This is a genomic window from Enterobacteriaceae endosymbiont of Donacia tomentosa (assembly GCF_012571135.1).
In the GTDB taxonomy this organism is placed as follows: domain Bacteria; phylum Pseudomonadota; class Gammaproteobacteria; order Enterobacterales; family Enterobacteriaceae.
The window spans coordinates 326,725-348,291 of sequence record NZ_CP046216.1; the positions used below are offsets into that span (position 1 = coordinate 326,725).

Here is a 21,567-nt window from a genome sequence, read left to right on the forward strand (position 1 = left end):
AAAATTTTTTATTATTAATATTTTATATGGTTTTTTTAGTAAATGTTTATACCTTTTTTAAAAAAAATTATTTAATAAAGATTTTTGATTTAAAATTAATTAAATAAATTTTCTATAAAAAATAAATTATAAAAAATTAAATTTTATTTACAGCTGCTTTTATACTTAATCTAATTCTTCCTTGTCTATCTATTTCTATAACTTTAACAAGAACATTTTGTAATAATTGTAAATAATCACTAACTTTATTTACATGTTTATTTGTAATTTGGGAAATATGTACTAAACCTTCTTTTCCCGGTCCTATCGAAATAAAAGCGCCAAAATCAACAATACGTATAACTTTTCCATTATAAATTTGACCAACTTCTATATCAGTTGTAATTTCCTCTATACGACGAATAGCAAATTTTATTTGCTCATGATTTTTAGCAGCTATTTTAACAATTCCACTATCTTCAATTTCTATAATTGTATCCGTTTCCTCTGTAAGAGCTCTAATAACAGAACCACCTTTACCAATCATATCTTTAATTTTTTCTGGATTAATTTTAATTGTGTGAATTCTAGGAGCAAACTCAGAAATATTTTTTCGAGGAAAAGAAATAACGTTTTTCATTTTTTCTAAAATATATAACCTAGCAATTTTAGCTTGAGATAAAGCTAATTTTAAAATCTGATAAGTTATTCCTTCAATTTTCATATCCATTTGTAATGAAGTAACTCCTGTATTAGTACCAGCAACTTTAAAATCCATATCCCCTAAATGATCTTCATCTCCTAAAATATCTGATAATATTACAAAATTATTTTTTTCCTTAATTAAACCCATTGCTATCCCAGCCACTGCATTTTTTATAGGTATCCCGGCATCCATCATAGCTAAAGATGCTCCACAAACTGAAGCCATAGAAGAAGAACCATTAGATTCCATTATTTCTGAAACAATTCGTACTGTATAGGGAAAATTATCAATACTGGGCATAACTGGTAACATAGATTTTTTTGCTAAACATCCATGACCAATTTCACGTCTTTTTGGAGAACTTAATATACCTATTTCACCAACAGCATAATAAGGAAAATTATAATGAAATAAAAAATTATCTGTTGTATTATTCGTCAAATTATCTAAAATTTGTGCATCCTTTGTTGTACCTAAAGTTGCTGTTACTAAAGCTTGAGTTTCTCCTCTTGTAAAAAGGGCAGAACCATGTGTTCTAGGAAGAACTCCAGTACGTACATCTAGACTACGTATCATATCATGTTCACGACCATCAATACGCAAATTTTTTTTTATTATATTTGTTCGTACTATTTGTTTTTCTAATTCATAAAAAATTTCATTTATATCATAAATTAAAACATTTTCATATTCTTCTTGTATAAATGCTAATGTTTTAGATTTGATTGAATCAATTTTATTTAACCTATCTTGTTTTTTTTCAATACGATATGCATCAATTAAATCTTTTTTAGATAAAAAAATAATTTTTTGTTTAAGTTCTTTATTAATACTATGTAATAACCATTCAGTTTCATTCTTTGAAACTTCATTTGACAATTTAATAATATTATCAATTAAAATTTGTTGTTGATTATGACCATATATTATTGCGTCTAAAATTTGATTTTCAGTTAATAAATTAGATTTAGCTTCTACCATCAAAATAGCTGTTTTAGTACCAGTAATAATTAAATCTAATTCACTATTTTTAATCTCCTTAGTGCTAGGATTTAATATATATTGTTTTTTAATAAAACCTACACGTGCTGTTCCAATAGGACCATTAAAAGGAATTCCTGATAAAGTTAAAACAGCAGATGCTCCAATAATAGCTACGATATCAGGATTAATATCAGGATTTATAGACATAACAGTTGCAATAATTTGCACTTCATTTAAAAATCCTTTTTTAAATAACGGTCTTATAGGACGATCAATTAATCTAGAAATTAATATTTCATTTTCACTAGGCCTTCCTTCTCTTCGAAAGAAATTTCCTGGAATACGTCCAGCAGCATATGATTTTTCTTGATAATGTACAGATAATGGGAAAAAATTTTGTTCTGGTTTAACTTTTTTATCGACCACTAAGGTGACAAAAACAGCTGTATCATCAATACTGACCATTACAGCTGAGGTAGCCTGTCTAGCTATCATTCCTGTTTCAATGGTCACAGTATTATTTCCATAACAAAACCGATGAATAATAGGATTTAGCAAAATAAATATCCTTTTTAAATGAAAAAATTATCTTTGTTTAAAAAAATAAATATGAATCTATGTTGCATAGTTTTAACTAAACATAAATATTTAAATTAATTTATTTTCTTAATCCTAAATCTCCAATTAGTATATTATAATCATGTAGATTCTTTCTTTTAAAATAATTTAATAATTTTCTACGTTGTGATATCATTTTAAGCAGTCCTCTACGTCCATGATAATCTTTTTTATAAATAGAAAAATGTTTATGTAAATAGTTAATTTTAAATGTTAATAAAGCAACTTGTACTTTTGTTGATCCTTTATCTTTCGAATTGAGGCCATATTTTTTAATAATCTTGATTTTTTTATTTGTATCAAAACACATAACTTAACTCCGTTAAATTATTTATAAATGAATAATAAAATGACAAAATTTGTTAAATAACATAATTTACTAACTTATGTTTTATAATATACCCAGTTTTATCAATAATACAAATACCTACAAATTTTAATGAATTAAACTCAAATATACGAAATATTGTTTGAGTAATAATAAATATTTTTTTTATTTTCACTTTTTGCCCACATTTTATCGTATAAATTACTCTATAAGAGAGATATAATTTTGGTAAATTACTTATCATATAATCTATGGGTAATAATAATTTATATATTAGTGAAATATTTAACTGATTATTTTGATAATTTTTAATTAAAAATTTTAATTGTTCTAATGTTATTACATTTTTATTAAAAACTGAGATATGTGATATTTTTAATCGACGTAATTTGATTATATGAGCTCCGCAATTTAATTTATCTCCTAATTCATCAATAATACTCCGAATATAAGTTCCTTTGGAGCAATAAATTTTTAATTTAATTTTATTTTTATCAAATGCTAATAATTTTATCTGATAAATTGTAATTTTTCTTTTTTTTAAATAAGAAAAATTAATACCCAATCTAGCATATTTATAAAGTGGAGTGCCCTTATATTTTATTGCAGAATACATAGGAGGAATTTGGTTAATTCTTCCATGAAATAATTGAAGAACTTTCATTACTTCTATTTTAGAAATATTAACATCTGTTTTTTTAATTAACATTCCATCTTTATCAGCAGTATCTGTTTTTTCTCCTAAAAGTGCTGTAACTATATATATTTTATCAGCATTAATAAGATAACTACTAAATTTAGTGCATTCTCCTAAACATATGGGTAATAAGCCGCTTGCAAGAGGGTCTAATGTTCCAGTATGTCCTGCTTTTTTTACTTTAAAAATAAATTTGATGCGTTGAAGTATTTTATTTGACGTAAAACCAATAGATTTATCAATTAATAATAAACCATTGATATTTTTTTTTTTTATTATTTTTATCATATTTTTGATAATTATATTCTTTATATAAGAAGCATTCAAATTTTCTTTATTTTAATATTATTTAAAATATCATTAATATATTTACTATTATTTAGAGAAGAATCTAAAAAAAATTTTAATTTTGGAATTTTACGTAATTTAATTTTTTTCTTTAAAAGAAATCTAATATATTCTTTAATATTATTTAAATAAAAAATTGAATTTTTTTTATTATTTAATTCTTCTTTATAAGATAATATTGCAAATATCTTTGCATATGATAAATCTTTTGATATTAAAACATCACTAATTGTAATAAATTTATTTATTCTTATGTCATTAATGTTATTTTGTATTATCTGTGATATTTGTTTTTTTAATTCATATGAAATACGTAATTTACGATACAAATATCCTCCCATTAATTTGTTATTTAATTTATTAAAACTAATCTTACAAAATAATTATTTTTTTATAATTAATTAATTTTTTTCAAATACTTCTATTTTATCCCCAATATGAATATCATTATAATTTTTAATACTAATACCACACTCCATTCCATTACGTACTTCATTAACATTTTCTTTAAATCTTCTTAAAGATTCTAGAACACCTTCATAAACAATAATATTATTTCTTAATAATTTTATTGAATTATTTCGCTTTATTATTCCATTAATAACGTTACAACCAGCAATAATACCAATTTTAGGAAAAGTAAATATATTTCTTACTTCGGCTAATCCTAATATTTTAGATACGTATTTAGGAATTATAATTTTTTTCATGTATTTTTGGACATTTTCTATTAAATTATAAATAATGGAAAAATACCAAACTTTTATATTTTCTGATTTAATAATAGTTTTTGCAATATTATTTGCTTTTATATTAAAAGCAATAATAATAACATTATTCTTAACTGCATGCGCTAAAGAAATATCTGTTTCATTAATATCTCCAACTCCAAAGCTAATAATTTTTACATTAATTTTTTCATTAGACAAATTTAATAATGCATCCTTAATAGCTTCAACAGTTCCTTGAACATCTCCTTTTAATAAAATATTTAATTCATAAACTTTCTTATTATCTAAATTAGAAAAAACTTTTTTAAATAATTTTTGTTTGCTAGCTAATTTTTTTTCACGATATTTATTTTTTCTATATGTCGCAACTGCTTTCGCTTTTTTCTCATCACGTACTACTATTACAGTATCTCCAGCATAAGGAATTTCTGATAACCCTAAAATTTCTACAGGAGTTGATGGTCCTGCCTCTAATACTTCTAAACCTTGATAATTTCTTAGTCCTCTTATTTTTCCATATGTAAAACCACATAATACTATATTTCCTTTAGTTAACATACCTTCTTTTACTAAAATATTAGCTATAGGGCCTCTTCCTTTATCTAAATAAGCTTCTATCACTGTTCCCCTAGCCATACCTTTATTAACTGCTTTTAATTCTAATATTTCTGCTTGTAATATAATTGCATTAAGTAAATTATTTATTCCTTCTCCTGTTTTTGCTGAAATATTAACAAATATATTGTTTCCTCCCCATTCTTCAGAAAGAAGACCATATTTACTTAATTCACTTTTAATTTTTTCAAAATTTGGAATATTCTTATCAATTTTATTAATAGCAACAATTATAGAAACCTTTATTTTTTGAGCATGTTGAATAGCTTCTATTGTTTGAGGCATAACTCCATCATCTGCTGCAATTACTAAAATTACTATATCCGTAATTTGTATTCCTCTAAATCTCATAGAAGTAAAAGCTGCATGTCCTGGAGTATCTAAAAATGTTATATTTTTATTATTAAATGTTACTTGATAAGATCCTATATGTTGTGTTATCCCACCTGCTTCTTGTAAAGTAATATTACTTGACCGAATATAATCTAATAATGAAGTTTTTCCATGGTCAACATGTCCCATAATAGTAACAACAGGAGCTCTGTAAACAGGTGTTTCATAAGCATTATTTTTTTCATTAATTAATAATTTTTCCATATCATTTTCATGACGTAAAATAACTTTATGGCCCATTTCTTCTGCAATTAATTGTGCTGTTTCTTGATCTAATAATTGATTGATATTTGAAATTTTTTCTCCCATATTAAGTATAATTTTGATTAATTTAGAACTTTTTACTGCCATTTTATTTGATAATTCAATTACACTAATATTTTCATTAATAATAATATTTCGGTTAATACTTTTGATAGGTTTTTTAAAATTTTGATATAATTTACAAGATTTTATTTTGTAATTTCTATTATATTTTTTTTTATTTTTATTTTTATTAAAAGTAATACTACTATTATTTGAATTTAAATTTTTTTTATTAAAATTTTGTGGAGTATAAAATTTTTTGAATGATAAATTTTGCTTTTTGTATATTTTTTTCTTGTTTTCTAATCTTGCTTTGTTTAAAATTATATCTTTAGTTTTTTTATTTTTATTTAATAAAAAATTTTTTTTTCGGATTTCTATTTTTACAAATTTTTTTTTATCTTTATTATTTATATTTAAAATATTATCTGTTTTTTTTTTTAGTGTTAATGTTCTTAAAATTTTTTTTTGTTTATTTTTTAAAAATATTAAAAATTCTTCTTTTTCTTTTAAATTAACTATATCATTTTCTGATTTATAATTTCCCTTAGTAGAAAAATATTCTAATATATTTTTCACTGAATTTTTTGTTTCAATTGCCAAAGATTTTATAGTTATAACAAAATCTCTCATGCTTACTCCTATATTTTAAACATTAATTATTTATCACTTTTTTTATTAAACCAACAAATATTACGAGCAGCCATAATTATTTGACCTGCTTTTATTTCATTTAGATTATCAATATCTATTATATCCTCAATACTTTGTTCTGCTAATTTTTCAATAGTCAAAATTCCTTTTTTTATTAAGGATTTGGATAATTGGTTATTCATTCCTTTTAATTGTAATAAATTATTTTTAATTTTTTTATTATTATCTTTTTCTTTTTTTAAAGATAAATTTGTATAAATATTTTTTGCTAATTTTTTAATTTTTTTTAAATCATTTATAGTTAAGTTAAAATTTTTAGTTATTTTATATAATTCATTTATATTTATACACATGATTTCTTCCAAAGAAGAATAACCTTTATCTACTAACTTTTTTGATAATTTTGGTTCCAAATTAAGATATTTTATAAACATATTTATAGTGGTGTTTTTTTCTTCTTGATGTTTATGATGTAAATCATTATTAGTCATAACATTCAACTCCCAACCACTTAATTGAGAAGCTAAACGAATATTTTGGCCATTTCTTCCTATCGCTTTTGCTAAATTATTTTCTTCTACAGCTATATCTATAGTATGTTTTTTTTCATCTAATATTATTGACGCTATATTAGCGGGAGACATAGCATTAATAACAAATTTTGCTGGATTTTCATCCCACAAAATAACATCAATACGTTCACCATGTAATTCATTTGAAATAGCCTGCACTCTGGCGCCTCTCATACCTACACAAGCTCCTACCGGGTCTATTCTTTTATCATTTGTTTTAACAGCTATTTTTGCTCTAGATCCAGGATCTCTAGCAACTGCTTTAATTTCAATTAATCCTTCTTCTATTTCAGGAACTTCAATACGAAATAATTCTATTAACATTTGAATTTTAGATCTACTAATAAATAATTTTGTTTCTTTTATACTCGTTTGGACACTAAAAAGTAATCCTCTTATTCTATCTCCTGATCTAAAATTTTCTCTAGGTAACATATCTTCACGTAAAATAATAGCATCCGCATTATTACCTAAATCTAAATTTAGATGACTTCTATTTACTTTTTTTACTATTCCACTTAATATTTTTCCTTTTTTTTTTCTAAATTGAGCAACTATAACTGCTTTTTCAGCTTCTCTTACTTTATGAACAATAACTTGTTTAGCTGTTTGTGTTGTAATTCTGTCAAAAACAATAGATTTAATTTGATCATAAATATAATCCCCTATATTTAGGGTGTTATCTTCAATACGTGCAGCTTCTAGTGTAATTTCTTTAGTAGGAAAATGTACTTTTTTAACAACTAACCATCTTCTAAAAGTATTGAAATTACCATTTTTACGATCAATATTTACAAATACCTCTATATCTTGTTCATATTTTTTTTTTGTTGCACTTACTAAAGCACTTTCCATAGCTTTAAATATTATTTCCCTGGGTAAAGATTTTTCATTAGACACTGCTTCAACAACAGCTAATATCTCTTTATTCATCCTAGTTATCCTCAAACACACACCTCTTGAAATTAGGAAATTAATTAGGAAATTAGATTATCTTTACAAAAATTATTAATTTTATAAAAAATATTTTTATTTTTTTAAATATAAAAATAACTTTTAAAATAATATTTCTAATATTTATATATATAATTTAATCATTTTTACTAAAACAAAAAATACTTTTTATATTTTAATTTAAATTTATTATTTTTTATTAAAAAAATTAGGAATATATTTTCAAAATATGTAATATTTTATTATCCTTCAGTTATAATAGTTTTTGATTTATTTATAAAATAAAAAATATGAAAAATTATAATTTTATAAAGTTATTAATAAATATTATTAATTAATTAGGAATTAAATAAAAAATTGATGTTAACAAATTAGTGGTTGCGGGAGTTGGATTTGAACCAACGACCTTCGGGTTATGAGCCCGACGAGCTACCAAACTGCTCCACCCCGCTTCTACCTTATGAAGTTACATGATATGCTAAAAATACAAATAATGCAATACTAATTTTTATACCGAAGACGGGACTTGAACCCGTAAACCCATAATATAAGGGTACTACCACCTCAAGGTAGCGTGTTTACCAATTTCACCACATCGGCATGAGTATATGAGTATAACTTCTTCTTATTCAGAATTATTTATATTCTTATGTAATTCTACAATATTATTTTTATATTTTTTGACATTAAGATTACTCAGTATTAAACTTATAATAAAAAATAAAAAGGTTAAAATAATAATACATCGAGTGATAATTTTATTTGGCACATTTGTGTTAAATGGTGTTTTTGAATTATTTATAGAAGAACTAATATCTGTTGAATCATTATTTTGAAGCATAATAATAACAATTAGAAATATTGAGATAAAAATAAATAAAATTAACAAAAATTTATACATAAAAATGCCAATAAATTAATTTATCAAAAATATACCTTTAGTAATTGTATAGAAATAAAAAAAAAATGCAACATAAATATATTGCTTGTTTCAACATGAAAAATTTAAATAATGATTTATTAAAAGATAAATCTTATAACCAATATATTTTTTATTGTAAACTAATTCTCAAATATATTAACCAAAATTATATATAAATTGTTTATACTATGGTAAAAAATTAATTCTTTTTTTTACAAAATGTAAATTTTATTTATTTTAATTTGTAAATATTAATAAAGACAAATTTATTTTAATTTTTTTTAGAAAAAATTTCTTACTGTTAAAGAAAAAAATATATTTTTTTCTTTATTAAATTATTTTTTAATTTCATTAATAATTTTTATATTTTTAATTAAAAAATATTTTTTTTCACAAAAATGATATTGATTAAAGTAATTTAGATATTTTAAATAAAAATAATTTTTTTAAAACAATTTATTCAAAATACAATATATTTTATTAATAAAATGCAGTTTTAAAAAATAATAAAAAACCTTATTATTTCACTACTTTATATTCAGTATCATTTTTTTAAAAGTATTTATAATATTTTATATCATAATTTTTTCGAACTAAAAGATTACATTTTTTTATTAAATGTTAGTTGTTTTGTTATTATTTATTTTTTTATCATATTTAGGTGGCCTTACTTTTTTTCTAGACATTAAATCATTAATTTGCACTATATCTATAGTTTCATATTGAACCAGAGCATCTTTCATTGCATGTAAAATATCAATATTCTCTTTTAAAATTTTAAAAGCTCTGTTATAATTTTCCTCAATTAAATGTTTAACTTCTTGATCAATTATTTTTGCAGTATTATCTGATATATATTTAAGTTTAGCTACAGATCTACCCAAAAAAATTTCTTCTTCTTCTTCTGCATATAATAAAGGCCCTAATTTTTTAGAAAAACCCCATTGAGTTACCATGTTTTTTGCTATATTTGTTGCAATTTTAATATCATTAGATGCACCAGTAGATACATATTGTTCTCCATAAATTATTTCTTCAGCTATTCTCCCCCCATATAATGTAGATATCTGACTTTCTAATTTTTGACGATTCATACTAATTATATCTATTTCTGGTAAAAAAAATGTTACTCCTAAAGCTCTACCTCTCGGAATAATTGTAACTTTATGTACAGGATCATGATCTGGGACCAATCTACCAATAATTGCATGACCTGCTTCATGATAAGCAGTGGCTTCTTTTTGAGATTCTGTCATTACTAAAGAACGTCTTTCAGAACCCATCATAATTTTATCTTTTGCTTTTTCTAACTCCAACATAGAGATAGAATTAAGATTTTGACGAGCTGCAAATAAAGCTGATTCATTTATTAAGTTAGCTAAATCTGCCCCTGAAAAACCGGGAGTACCTCTAGCTAAAATTAAAAGATTTACATCTTTTGATAAAGGTATTTTTTTTGCATGTATTTTTAATATTTGTTCTCTACCTCTTATATCTGGTAAACTAACAATTACTTGCCGATCAAAACGACCAGGTCTTAAAAGAGCTGGATCTAATACATCAGGACGATTAGTAGCAGCAATTACAATAATATTTTCATTATCATTAAATCCGTCCATTTCAACTAGCATTTGATTTAAAGTTTGTTCTCTTTCATCATGCCCACCTCCGAGTCCCGCTCCTCTGTGTCTCCCGACAGCATCTATTTCATCAATAAAAATAATACATGGAGAAGCCTTTTTAGCTTGATTAAACATATCTCTAACTCTAGAAGCTCCTACTCCTACAAACATTTCGACAAAATCAGAACCAGAAATAGTGAAAAATGGAACTTTCGATTCTCCAGCAATGGCTTTCGCTAATAAAGTTTTTCCTGTACCAGGGGGCCCTACCATTAAAATACCTTTTGGTATTTTTCCTCCTAGTTTTTGAAATTTTTCTGGTTCTTTTAAATACTCAACTAATTCTTTAACTTCTTCTTTAGCTTCTTCACATCCAGCTACATCATTAAATGTAATTTTTATTTGATCTTTTGTTAACATTTTTGCTTTGCTTTTACCAAAAGATAATGCTCCTTTTCCACTCCCTTGAAGTTGTTTTACAAAAAAAATCCATATTCCAATTAGTAAAAACATTGGAAACCAAGAAATAAAAATAGATAAAAATAAACTAGGTTTTTTAGGAGGTTCTCCAAATACTCTAATATTTTTGGTAGATAAAATTTTAAGCAAACGTGAATCATACATAGGTAAATAAGTTACATATTTATTATTATTCTTTTTAAGAACATAAATTTTTTTTTCGTTAATTCTAACTTCTTTTATTTTATCTTGATTAATTTCAGATAAAAAAGTTGAATATTCCATTTTATTTTTTTTATTTGTTTTATTTGGATTAAAACTCTGGTAAACAGATATTACTATGATTGTAATTGCTAACCAGAGAATTAGATTTTTTACCATATCGTTCAAAACGAATAACCCCTTTGTGACTGTATTAATATATTTTATATTAGTTTTTATATCCTTTTGCAACAATATAAATTTCACATGATTGAGATCTTGAAGCATTAGGTTTTCTTATTTTAGAATATTTAAATATAGAATTAATTTGTTTATAGTATTGATTAAAACCTTTTCCTTGAAAGGATTTAACTAAAAAATTTCCATTATATTCTAATGTTAGATAACATAATTTTAATGCTAATTTATTTAGATAAAGGGACCTTGGTATATCTATTTCTTTTACTCCTGAAATATTTGGAGACATATCAGATATTATAATTTGTACTTTTTTATTATTTAATTTTTCTTTTAATAAATTTATTGTATTAGGATGACATAAATCTCCTTGAATAAAATCAACATTATTAATAGATTTCATTATTGATTTATCACAAGCGATAATTTTCCCTTTATTTCCAATTTTTAATGAAGCAAATTGTGACCAACCACCTGGAGAAGCACCTAGATCAAGGACTATCATATCTTTCTTAAAAATTTTGTCTACTTTGTGTATTTCTTCTAATTTAAACCATGATCTTGATCTGAATTTATTTTTATTTTTTTTAACTATTTTTATATAAAAATCATTAGAATTATTTTTTAACCATATCTTTGATTTATTATTTTTTTTATAATTCATGAAGTTATTTGTTAAATATAATAATTAATAAAAAAATGCTATTTAAAAAAATTTAAGACATAAAAAACTATACTAGAATAAAATAATTTAGTAAATGGGAATAATCAAAAAAATTTTTATTCAGTATAAAAAAATATAATATTAAATTTTATCATAAAACAAAATCTTATTTATAAATTTATAAATAAATTTTTCAATTTTGTTAAAGATTATATTTTCAATATTTGAAATTTTTTTACAAAAAATATAAATAAATACTATACCTTTTTATTTTAATTAGCATTTAACAATTCAGTTAAATTGGCGGAAGCAGAATCTACTGAAGAAGTATTCTCATTTTTATTATTTATTTTTTTTTTGTTAATATGCTTTATGTGATAAGAATATCCAGTTCCAGCAGGAATTAATCTACCAACAATAACATTTTCCTTTAATCCTTTTAACTCATCATATTTACCTGAAACAGATGATTCTGTTAATACTCTTGTTGTTTCTTGGAAAGAAGCAGCTGAAATAAAAGAAGATGTTGCTAAAGAAGCTTTTGTAATACCTAATAAATTTCGAACATATGATGCTGTTTTCTTTCCTTCTTTTTTTAGTTTTTTATTTTTAATTTTAATTAAAGATACTTCTATCTGTTCTCCCTCTAAAAAATTTGAATCTCCCATTTTTACTATAGTAGCTTTACGTAACATTTGTCGAATAATAACTTCTATATGCTTATCATTTATTTTAACACCTTGTAATCGATAAACATCCTGAACTTCATTAATTATATAATTTGTAACCGCATTAACACCTCTTAATCGCAAAATATCATGTGGAGATTCAGGACCATCTGAAATAATATCTCCTTTATTAATTAATTCACCCTCTAAAACATTAAGTTGTCTCCATTTTGGAATCATTTCTTCATATGGTTCTTTATTTCCATTTATAGGGATAATAATTATACGTCTTTTACCCTTTGTTTCTTTTCCAAAAGAAATAATACCACTAATTTCTGCTAAAATAGCTGAATCTTTAGGTTTTCGAGCTTCAAATAAATCTGCTACTCTAGGTAACCCTCCTGTTATATCTCTAGTTCCTCCCGATTCTTGAGGGACTTTTGCTAAAATATCTCCTGCATTAATTTTTATTCCATCTTGTAAATGTATTATTGACTTATTTGGTAAAAAATAATGAGCTGGCATATCAGTACCAGGTATTATAACATCTTCTTTATTATGGTCTATAATTTTAATCATAGGTCTAAAATCTTTTCCTATAGCACTTCTTTCAGAACTATCCAACACTACAATAGAAGATAATCCTGTTAAATCGTCAGTCTGCTTTATGACAGTTTGTCCTTCTAACATATCAACAAATTTTATGATTCCATTGACTTCACTAATAATAGGCATTGTATGAGGGTCCCAATATGCAACTATTTCTCCAGCAACAACATTTGAACCATTTTTTTTTGTTATAACAGCTCCATATGGTATTTTGTAATTTTCAATAATTTTATTAAATTCGTTTAATATTTTTAACTTAGCATTTCTGGAAATAACTACTAATTTTCCATCAGAATTAATAACAGATTTAATATTAGTTAAGTTTATAATTCCTTTATCTTTTACCTGAATACTGGAAGTAGTAGCAGATCGTGAAGCTGCACCTCCAATATGAAATGTTCGCATTGTTAATTGAGTTCCAGGTTCACCTATAGATTGCGCAGCAATCACTCCTATAGCTTCTCCTTTATTTATAATATGTCCTCTAGCTAAATCTCTACCATAACAATATGCACATACTCCAAAATTTGTTTCGCAACTAACTACAGATCTTACTTTGATACTATCAACAGTATTTTTTTCTAAGAGATCACAATATTTTTCATTTAATAATGTATTACGGTAAATAAGAATTTCATTTAACCCTGGTTTAAAAATATTTTCTGCAGTAACTCTACCTAAAACTCGTTCTCTTAATGGTTCTTTTATATCACCTCCTGTAACAATAGAAGATATTTGTATTCCTTTTAAAGTAAAACAATCATCTTCTGTTATAACTAAATCTTGTGCAACATCTACTAATCTACGAGTTAAATATCCCGAATTCGCGGTTTTTAAAGCAGTATCGGCTAATCCTTTTCTAGCACCATGAGTAGAAATAAAATATTGTAAAACATTCAATCCTTCTCTAAAATTAGCAATAATTGGGGTTTCAATAATTGAACCATCTGGTTTTGCCATCAATCCTCTCATGCCAGCAAGCTGTCTAATTTGAGCTGCAGACCCTCTAGCCCCAGAATCTGCCATCATAAAAATGTTATTAAAAGAACTTTGTTTAACTAGATTTCCCTTTTTATCAAGTACTTTTTCAATTGATAAATTTTTCATCATAACTTTAGCAACTTTTTCATTTGCAGCTGCCCAAATATCAATAACTTTATTATATCTTTCGCCAGCTGTTACAAGTCCAGATTGAAACTGCTCTTGAATTTCTGTTACTTCAGAATCAGCTTCAGCAATAATTTTTGTTTTATTTTTAGGAATTATAATATCATCAATTCCTACAGATGAACCTGATTTAGCTGCATAGTAAAATCCAGTATACATAATTTCATCAGCAAAAATAACTGTAGATTTTAATCCTAAAACTCGATAACATACATTTAATATTTGTGAGATATCTTTTTTCCCTAAAGTTTTATTAATCATATAATACGGTATTCCTTTAGGAACATGATTCCAAAAAATAGCTCTACCAATAGTTGTATTTATAATAATATTATTTTTAATCCATGAGTTTGTTGCTGAATTTTTAGTATATTCTTCTATTTTTACCTTTACACAAGCATGTAAATCAGCTTGTCCTGTGATATAAACACGTTCAGCTTCATTTGAGTCTGTTAATATCATCCCTTCACCTTTTGCATTTACTTTATCCTTAGTCATATAATATAATCCTAAAACTACATCTTGTGATGGGACTATAATAGGCTCTCCATTAGCAGGAGATAAAATATTATTAGTAGACATCATAAGAATTCTAGCTTCTAATTGAGCTTCTAAGGTTAGAGGTACATGTACAGCCATTTGATCACCATCAAAATCTGCATTATAAGCAGCACAAACTAAGGGATGTAATTGTATTGCTTTCCCTTCAATTAAAATAGGTTCAAAAGCCTGTATTCCTAATCTATGTAAAGTCGGAGCTCTATTTAATAAAATAGGATGTTCTTTTATAACTTCATCTAAAACATCCCAAACTATGGGTTCTTCTCGTTCTACCATTTTTTTTGCTGCTTTAATAGTTGTTGCTAATCCTTTAATTTCTAATTTACCATATATAAATGGTTTAAATAATTCTAATGCCATTTTTTTAGGTAAACCACACTGGTGTAAATGTAAATAAGGTCCTACTGTTATTACTGATCTTCCTGAATAATCTACCCTTTTCCCCAATAAATTTTGTCGAAATCGACCCTGCTTACCTTTAATCATGTCAGCTAATGATTTTAAAGGACGTTTATTAGATCCTATAATTGCCTTTCCTCTTCTACCATTATCAAGTAGTGCATCCACAGCTTCCTGTAACATACGTTTTTCATTTTTTATGATAATATCAGGTGCTGATAATTCCAATAAACGTTTTAATCTATTATTACGATTAATAACACGACGATATAAGTCGTTTAAATCAGATGTGGCAAATCTTCCTCCATCTAAAGGTACTAATGGTCTTAAATCAGGAGGTAAAACAGGTAATACTGTCATTATCATCCATTCTGGTTTATTACCTGAATTAATAAAAGACTCTAATAGTTTTATTCTTTTAGAAATTTTCTTTCTTTTAGTTTCAGAATTAGTATTATTTAATTCATTACGTAATGATTTACATTCATGTTTTAAATTAATATTTTTTAATAGTGATTGTATAGCTTCTGCACCCATTTTTGCTTCAAATTCATCACCAAATTCTTCTAAAGCATTAAAATATTGTTCTTCTGATAAAATCTGTTTTTTATTCAATGAAGACATCCCTTCTTCGATTACAACATATGATTCAAAATATAGTACTTTTTCTATATCTTTTAAAGGCATATCCAGTAATAATCCTATTCTAGAAGGCAATGATTTTAAAAACCATATATGAGCAATAGGAGATGATAATTCAATATGCCCCATTCTATCTCTTCTTACTTTAGTTTGTGTTACTTCTACTCCGCATTTTTCACAAACAACCCCTCTATGTTTTAAACGTTTATATTTACCACATAAACATTCATAATCTTTTATAGGTCCAAAAATACGCGCACAAAATAAACCATCTCTTTCAGGTTTAAAAGTACGATAATTAATTGTTTCAGGTTTTTTTACTTCTCCATAAGACCAAGATCTAATCATTTCAGAAGAAGCTAAAGAAAGTTTTATTGCATTAAATTCTACTGTTTTATTTTGTGATTTTAAAAATTTAAATAAATTCTTCACAAATTTATTACCTCAATCATCTTATTAATTAACAAAAATTTTTAAAATATTAATCATTAAATGATGTTTAATTGCTCATTACTTATTTTCTAAATTAATATTTATACCTAATGAACGTATTTCTTTAAGTAAAACATTGAAAGATTCAGGTATACCTGGGTCCATTTTATGATTCCCATCAACGATATTTTTATACATCTTTGTTCTACCATTTACATCATCAGATTTTATTGTAAGCATTTCTTGTAAAGTGTATGCTGCACCATATGCTTCTAATGCCCAAACTTCCATTTCCCCAAATCTTTGACCACCAAATTGAGCTTTTCCTCCTAATGGTTGTTGTGTGACTAAACTATATGATCCTGTGGATCTAGCATGCATTTTGTCATCTACTAAATGATTGAGTTTTAACATATACATATAACCTACAGTAACTTCCCTTTCAAAGGGTTCTCCAGTACGCCCATCATATAATTTAATTTGTCCAGAAGTAGGTAAATCTGCCAATTTTAATAATTGTTTAATTTCATTTTCTTTTGCACCATCGAAAACAGGTGTTGCTATTGGCATCCCTATTTTTAAATTTTTTGCTAAAGAAAATATTTCTGCATCAGTAAATTTTTTTAAATTAATTTTTTGATAAGTATTATTACCAATATCATATGCTTTTTGAAGAAAAGAACGAAGTTCTTCTATGTTTTCTTTTTGTTTTAGTAATAAATTAATTTTATTTCCTATACCTTTAGCTGCCATTCCTAAATGAGTTTCTAATATTTGCCCAATATTCATTCTAGATGGGACTCCTAAAGGATTTAATACAATATCAACAGGAACACCCATATCATCATATGGCATATCTTCTATAGGACAAATTTTAGAAATAACTCCTTTATTACCATGTCTTCCTGCTATTTTATCACCAGGTTGTATTTGTCTCTTAACAGCTAAATTTACTTTAATAATTTTTAAAATACCAGGAGCTAAATCATCACCTTGAGTAATTTTTTTTTTTTGTAATTTAATTTTTTTTTCAAAAAAAAATTTTAATTTTTGATATTGTTTGATATATTTATTTATTTTTTTTTGTTGTATTGGATCTCTTAGAGAAAGAGATATTAACCAATTAATATCAATATTATTTTTATATTCTTTTATAATTATATTATTATTTTTTAATAAGAGTTTAATTTTTAAAAAAATATCATGTTCTAATATTTTCTGTTCTGCTGTTAAATCTTGTTGAATCTGTTTTAATTGCATTTCTTCAATTTCTAAAGTTCTTTTATCCTTTTTTATCCCATCTCTTGTAAATATTTGTACATCAATAACAGTTCCTGATATCCCATTAGGTACTCGTAAAGATGTATCTTTTACATCCGAAGCTTTTTCTCCAAAAATTGCACGCAATAATTTCTCTTCTGGAGATAATTGTGTTTCTCCTTTAGGAGTTACTTTACCAACTAGAATATCTCCGTTTTTTACTTCAGCTCCAATATATACAATACCAGATTCGTCTAATTTAGATAAAGATGATTCACTTACATTCGGAATATCAGAAGTAATTTCTTCTGGACCTAGTTTAGTATCACGAGAAATACAAGATAATTCTTGTATATGTATAGTTGTAAATTTATCTTCCTGAACAATTTTTTCTGATAATAAGATTGAATCTTCAAAATTATATCCATTCCATGGCATAAATGCTACTCTCATGTTTTGCCCTAAGGCTAATTCCCCTAAATCAGTAGCAGGACCATCAGCTAAAACGTCGCCTTTTTTTATTAATTCGTTTAAATTTACACATGGTATTTGATTAATACACGTATTTTGATTAGATCTTGTATATTTAGTTAAATGATATATATCTATATTTTTTTTTTTATCTATAATTTGTTCATTTATTTTCACAATAATTTTTGAAGAATCTACATATTGTACAATTCCTGAATTTTTAGCAATAATGGTAACTCCAGAATCGACGGCAACAATTCTTTCCATTCCAGTACCAACTAAAGGTTTTTCTGTTTTAAGCATTGGAACTGCTTGCCTTTGCATATTAGCGCCCATTAAAGCACGATTAGCATCATCATGTTCTAAAAATGGAATCAAAGATGCACCTACGGAAACAATTTGTTGTGTAGAAACATCCATATAATTTATTTGATCTTTTTTAAATAAACCAGATTCTCCTTTATAACGACATGTAATAAATTCATCAAGTATATAGCCATTTTTATCAATATTAGTATTAGCTTGAGCAATAATAAAATTACCCTCTTCTATTGAAGATAAATAATCAATTTTATTAGTTACTAAACCATTACATACAAAACGATATGGAGTTTCTAAAAAACCATATTCATTTGTTCGTGCATATACTGATAATGAATTTATTAAACCGATATTAGGCCCTTCTGGAGTTTCGATTGGACATACTCTCCCATAATGAGTAGGATGTACATCTCTTACTTCAAAACCAGCTCTCTCTCTAGTTAAACCCCCTGGTCCTAAAGCAGAAATACGACGCTTATGTGTAATTTCAGATAATGGATTATTTTGATCCATGAATTGTGATAATTGACTAGAACAAAAAAACTCCTTGAGTGCAGCAGAAATTGGTTTAGCATTAATCATGTCTTGTGGCATTAATGTTTCTATCTCTCCAACTGATAATTTTTCTTTTACCGCTCGTTCAACACGTATTAATCCTATACGAAACTGATTTTCAGCCATTTCTCCTATAGAACGTATTCTTCTATTTCCTAAATGATCTATGTCATCAATATTACCTTTTCCATCCCGGATATTAATTAACTTCTTAATCACATCAATAATATCTTTTTTATTTAGTATTCCAGAACCATTTATATCATGACGCAATAATGATAAGTTAAATTTCATTCTTCCTACAGGAGATAAATCATAACGATCTTCTACAAAAAATAATTTTTTAAATAACATTTCTGCTGCTTCTTTTGTAGGAGGCTCACCTGGTCTCATCATTCTGTATATTTCAACTAAAGCTTCTAAACGATCAGTAGTGTTATCTAATTTTAGTGTTTCCGAAATATAAGCTCCATGATCTAAATCATTAGTAAAAATTGTTTCAATTGTATCGAAATTATTTTTTATAATTTTATTTATAGATTCTTTAGATAAAGAAGAGTTAGCAGTAATAATAATTTCTCCTGTAATATTATCTATATAATCTTTTGAAACTATTTTACCTATTAAGTATTCTTTAGGAATATTAATATAATTAATTTTATCTTTTTTTAAATGATTAATATGTCTTATGGTAACTCTTTTTCCTTTTTCCACATAAATAATGTTATTAAATTGAATATCAAAAGTAGCAGTTTCTCCCCTTAATCTATCTGGAAATAATATCATTGATAATTGATTATTTTTGATTTTAAATATATTTTTTTCAAAAAAAATATTTAATATTTCTTCCGTATCATAATTTAAAGCACGTAAAATTATTGTAACTGGTAATTTCCTTCTTCTATCTATACGTACAAAAATATGATCTTTAGGGTCAAATTCAAAATCTAACCATGAACCTCTATATGGAATGATACGTGCATTATATAAAATTTTACCTGATGAATGTATTTTACCTTTATCACTATCAAAAAAAACTCCTGGACTTCTATGTAATTGAGATACAACTACACGTTCAATACCATTAACTATAAAAGTCCCATTTTTTGTCATTAAAGGTATTTCACCCATATATACTTCTTGTTCTTTTATATTTTTAACTGATAATTCTGATGTTTCTTTATCATAAATAATTAATCGTAATGTAACACGTAAAGAAGCAGCATAAGTCATACCTCTTGTATGACATTCTTTTTCATTAAAAAGTGATTTTCCTAAACGATAATTGATATATTCTAATTTGCAATGTCCGCTATAACTACATATAGGAAATATATTTTGAAATGCAGCTTCTAAGCCATACTGCCCTGTGGGGTCTTGTTGTATAAATTTTTGAAATGAATCAAGTTGAATAGAAAGTAAATAAGGAATATTCAAAACTTGAGGTCTCTTTCCAAAATTTTTGCGAATGCGTTTTTTTTCAGTTTGAGAATAAACCATATGGTTCCTCAGTTATCTGATCAAATTAAAGCAACTAATTTAAGTGAATATTTATTCAAATAAAATTATTTAATTTCTATTTCTGCTCCAGAAATTTTTAATTTAGATTCTAATTCAGAAGCTTCTTTTTTACTAATAGATTCTTTTAAGATTACAGGAGCTGATTCTACTAAATCTTTAGCTTCTTTTAATCCTAAGCTCATTATACTTCTTACAGCTTTTATAACAGCAATTTTATTAGTACCTATACTTTTTAAGTATAAATTAAATTCCGTTTGTTCTTCTTTTTCTTCTGGTTTTTTATCATTAATTAAATTATTTGTTACTGTAGAAGAAACACCAAATTTTTTTTCCATAGAATTTATTAATTCCATTACATCAGCAACAGACATAGATTCTATAGCTTCTATTATTTGTTCTTTAGTCATCGACATGATATTTTATTTTCCTAAAATAAAAAATATTTAATCTAAAAAAATTCAATTTATTTAATATTTTTAATTGCAGTTAAAATTTTAACAAATTTTCCTACAGAAATTTCTTTGATAATATGTAAAAAACGTGATAAAGCTTCATTATATGTAGGTAACGAAGCTAATATATCAATATCTATTAGCTTTTTATTAAAAGCAGCAGATTTAATTTTGAAATTATTATTAATTTTCGCAAATTCCGTAAATAGACGAGCAGCAGCTCCTGGATGTTTAAGTGAATAACCAATTAATATTGGACCATTTAATTGTGATTTTAAACATTGAAAATTACTATTTTGCATAATTAATTTTAATAATCTATTTCTCACAATTATTACAGACACATTATTTTTTTGACTTTTTTTTCTTAGTAAAGTTAAACTATTAGTATTAACTCCAGTAAAATCAGCAATTACAGCTGATAAAGAACACTTATCTATTTTATTTATTTTTGCAACAATCATTTTCTTTTTTGTAAGATTTAATGGCATTAGATTATTGCACTCCTAATATTTTATAAAAAATTACATTATAAATTAGTAATTTAATAATTACATT

The 21,567-nt window shown here is 25.0% G+C and carries 13 protein-coding genes and 2 tRNA genes; all 15 read right to left on the reverse strand.

Annotated elements, in window-relative coordinates; genetic code table 11:
* Nucleotides 1–136 precede the first annotated feature (136 nt).
* Nucleotides 137–2,227 carry a polyribonucleotide nucleotidyltransferase gene (gene pnp, locus GJT88_RS01590; protein ID WP_168895192.1) on the reverse strand — a complete coding sequence of 697 codons (2,091 nt, stop codon included), beginning with the start codon at nt 2,225–2,227 and terminating at the stop codon, nt 137–139.
* A 100-nt stretch (nt 2,228–2,327) separates the two neighbouring features.
* A complete protein-coding gene (rpsO, locus tag GJT88_RS01595; protein ID WP_168895193.1) occupies nt 2,328–2,597 on the reverse strand; it encodes a 30S ribosomal protein S15 in 270 nt (89 codons plus the stop codon).
* Nucleotides 2,598–2,649: 52 nt separating this feature from the next.
* Nucleotides 2,650–3,600 carry a tRNA pseudouridine(55) synthase TruB gene (truB, locus tag GJT88_RS01600; RefSeq protein WP_168895194.1) on the reverse strand — a complete coding sequence of 317 codons (951 nt, stop codon included), beginning with the start codon at nt 3,598–3,600 and terminating at the stop codon, nt 2,650–2,652.
* Between the two features lie 35 nt (nt 3,601–3,635).
* Entirely contained in the window at nt 3,636–3,989 is a 354-nt protein-coding gene (gene rbfA, locus GJT88_RS01605) for a 30S ribosome-binding factor RbfA (protein ID WP_168895195.1), read from the reverse strand.
* Between the two features lie 72 nt (nt 3,990–4,061).
* On the reverse strand, nt 4,062–6,338 hold the full coding sequence (gene infB / locus GJT88_RS01610) for a translation initiation factor IF-2 (protein WP_168895196.1): 2,277 nt from the start codon (nt 6,336–6,338) through the stop codon (nt 4,062–4,064).
* 26 nt (nt 6,339–6,364) lie between these two features.
* The gene (nusA, locus tag GJT88_RS01615) at nt 6,365–7,864 is read right to left on the reverse strand and encodes a transcription termination factor NusA (RefSeq protein ID WP_168895197.1); all 1,500 of its coding nucleotides are present in this window, start codon (nt 7,862–7,864) and stop codon (nt 6,365–6,367) included.
* 396 nt (nt 7,865–8,260) lie between these two features.
* Nucleotides 8,261–8,337 (reverse strand) — tRNA-Met (locus GJT88_RS01620).
* 59 nt (nt 8,338–8,396) lie between these two features.
* A tRNA-Leu gene (locus GJT88_RS01625) sits at nt 8,397–8,485 on the reverse strand.
* Between the two features lie 25 nt (nt 8,486–8,510).
* Entirely contained in the window at nt 8,511–8,786 is a 276-nt protein-coding gene (gene secG, locus GJT88_RS01630) for a preprotein translocase subunit SecG (protein ID WP_168895198.1), read from the reverse strand.
* 635 nt (nt 8,787–9,421) lie between these two features.
* The gene (ftsH, locus tag GJT88_RS01635; RefSeq protein ID WP_168895343.1) at nt 9,422–11,269 is read right to left on the reverse strand and encodes an ATP-dependent zinc metalloprotease FtsH; all 1,848 of its coding nucleotides are present in this window, start codon (nt 11,267–11,269) and stop codon (nt 9,422–9,424) included.
* 49 nt (nt 11,270–11,318) lie between these two features.
* Nucleotides 11,319–11,951, reverse strand: a complete 633-nt coding sequence (locus tag GJT88_RS01640; RefSeq protein ID WP_168895199.1) for an RlmE family RNA methyltransferase — start codon at nt 11,949–11,951, stop codon at nt 11,319–11,321.
* 272 nt (nt 11,952–12,223) lie between these two features.
* Complete coding sequence (rpoC, locus tag GJT88_RS01645; RefSeq protein ID WP_168895200.1) at nt 12,224–16,429, reverse strand: DNA-directed RNA polymerase subunit beta'; 4,206 nt, start codon at nt 16,427–16,429, stop codon at nt 12,224–12,226.
* A 78-nt stretch (nt 16,430–16,507) separates the two neighbouring features.
* Complete coding sequence (gene rpoB, locus GJT88_RS01650) at nt 16,508–20,536, reverse strand: DNA-directed RNA polymerase subunit beta (RefSeq protein ID WP_168895201.1); 4,029 nt, start codon at nt 20,534–20,536, stop codon at nt 16,508–16,510.
* Between the two features lie 65 nt (nt 20,537–20,601).
* On the reverse strand, nt 20,602–20,970 hold the full coding sequence (gene rplL, locus GJT88_RS01655; protein ID WP_168895202.1) for a 50S ribosomal protein L7/L12: 369 nt from the start codon (nt 20,968–20,970) through the stop codon (nt 20,602–20,604).
* Nucleotides 20,971–21,020: 50 nt separating this feature from the next.
* Nucleotides 21,021–21,500, reverse strand: a complete 480-nt coding sequence (rplJ, locus tag GJT88_RS01660; protein WP_168895203.1) for a 50S ribosomal protein L10 — start codon at nt 21,498–21,500, stop codon at nt 21,021–21,023.
* Between the last annotated feature and the right edge of the window lie 67 nt (nt 21,501–21,567).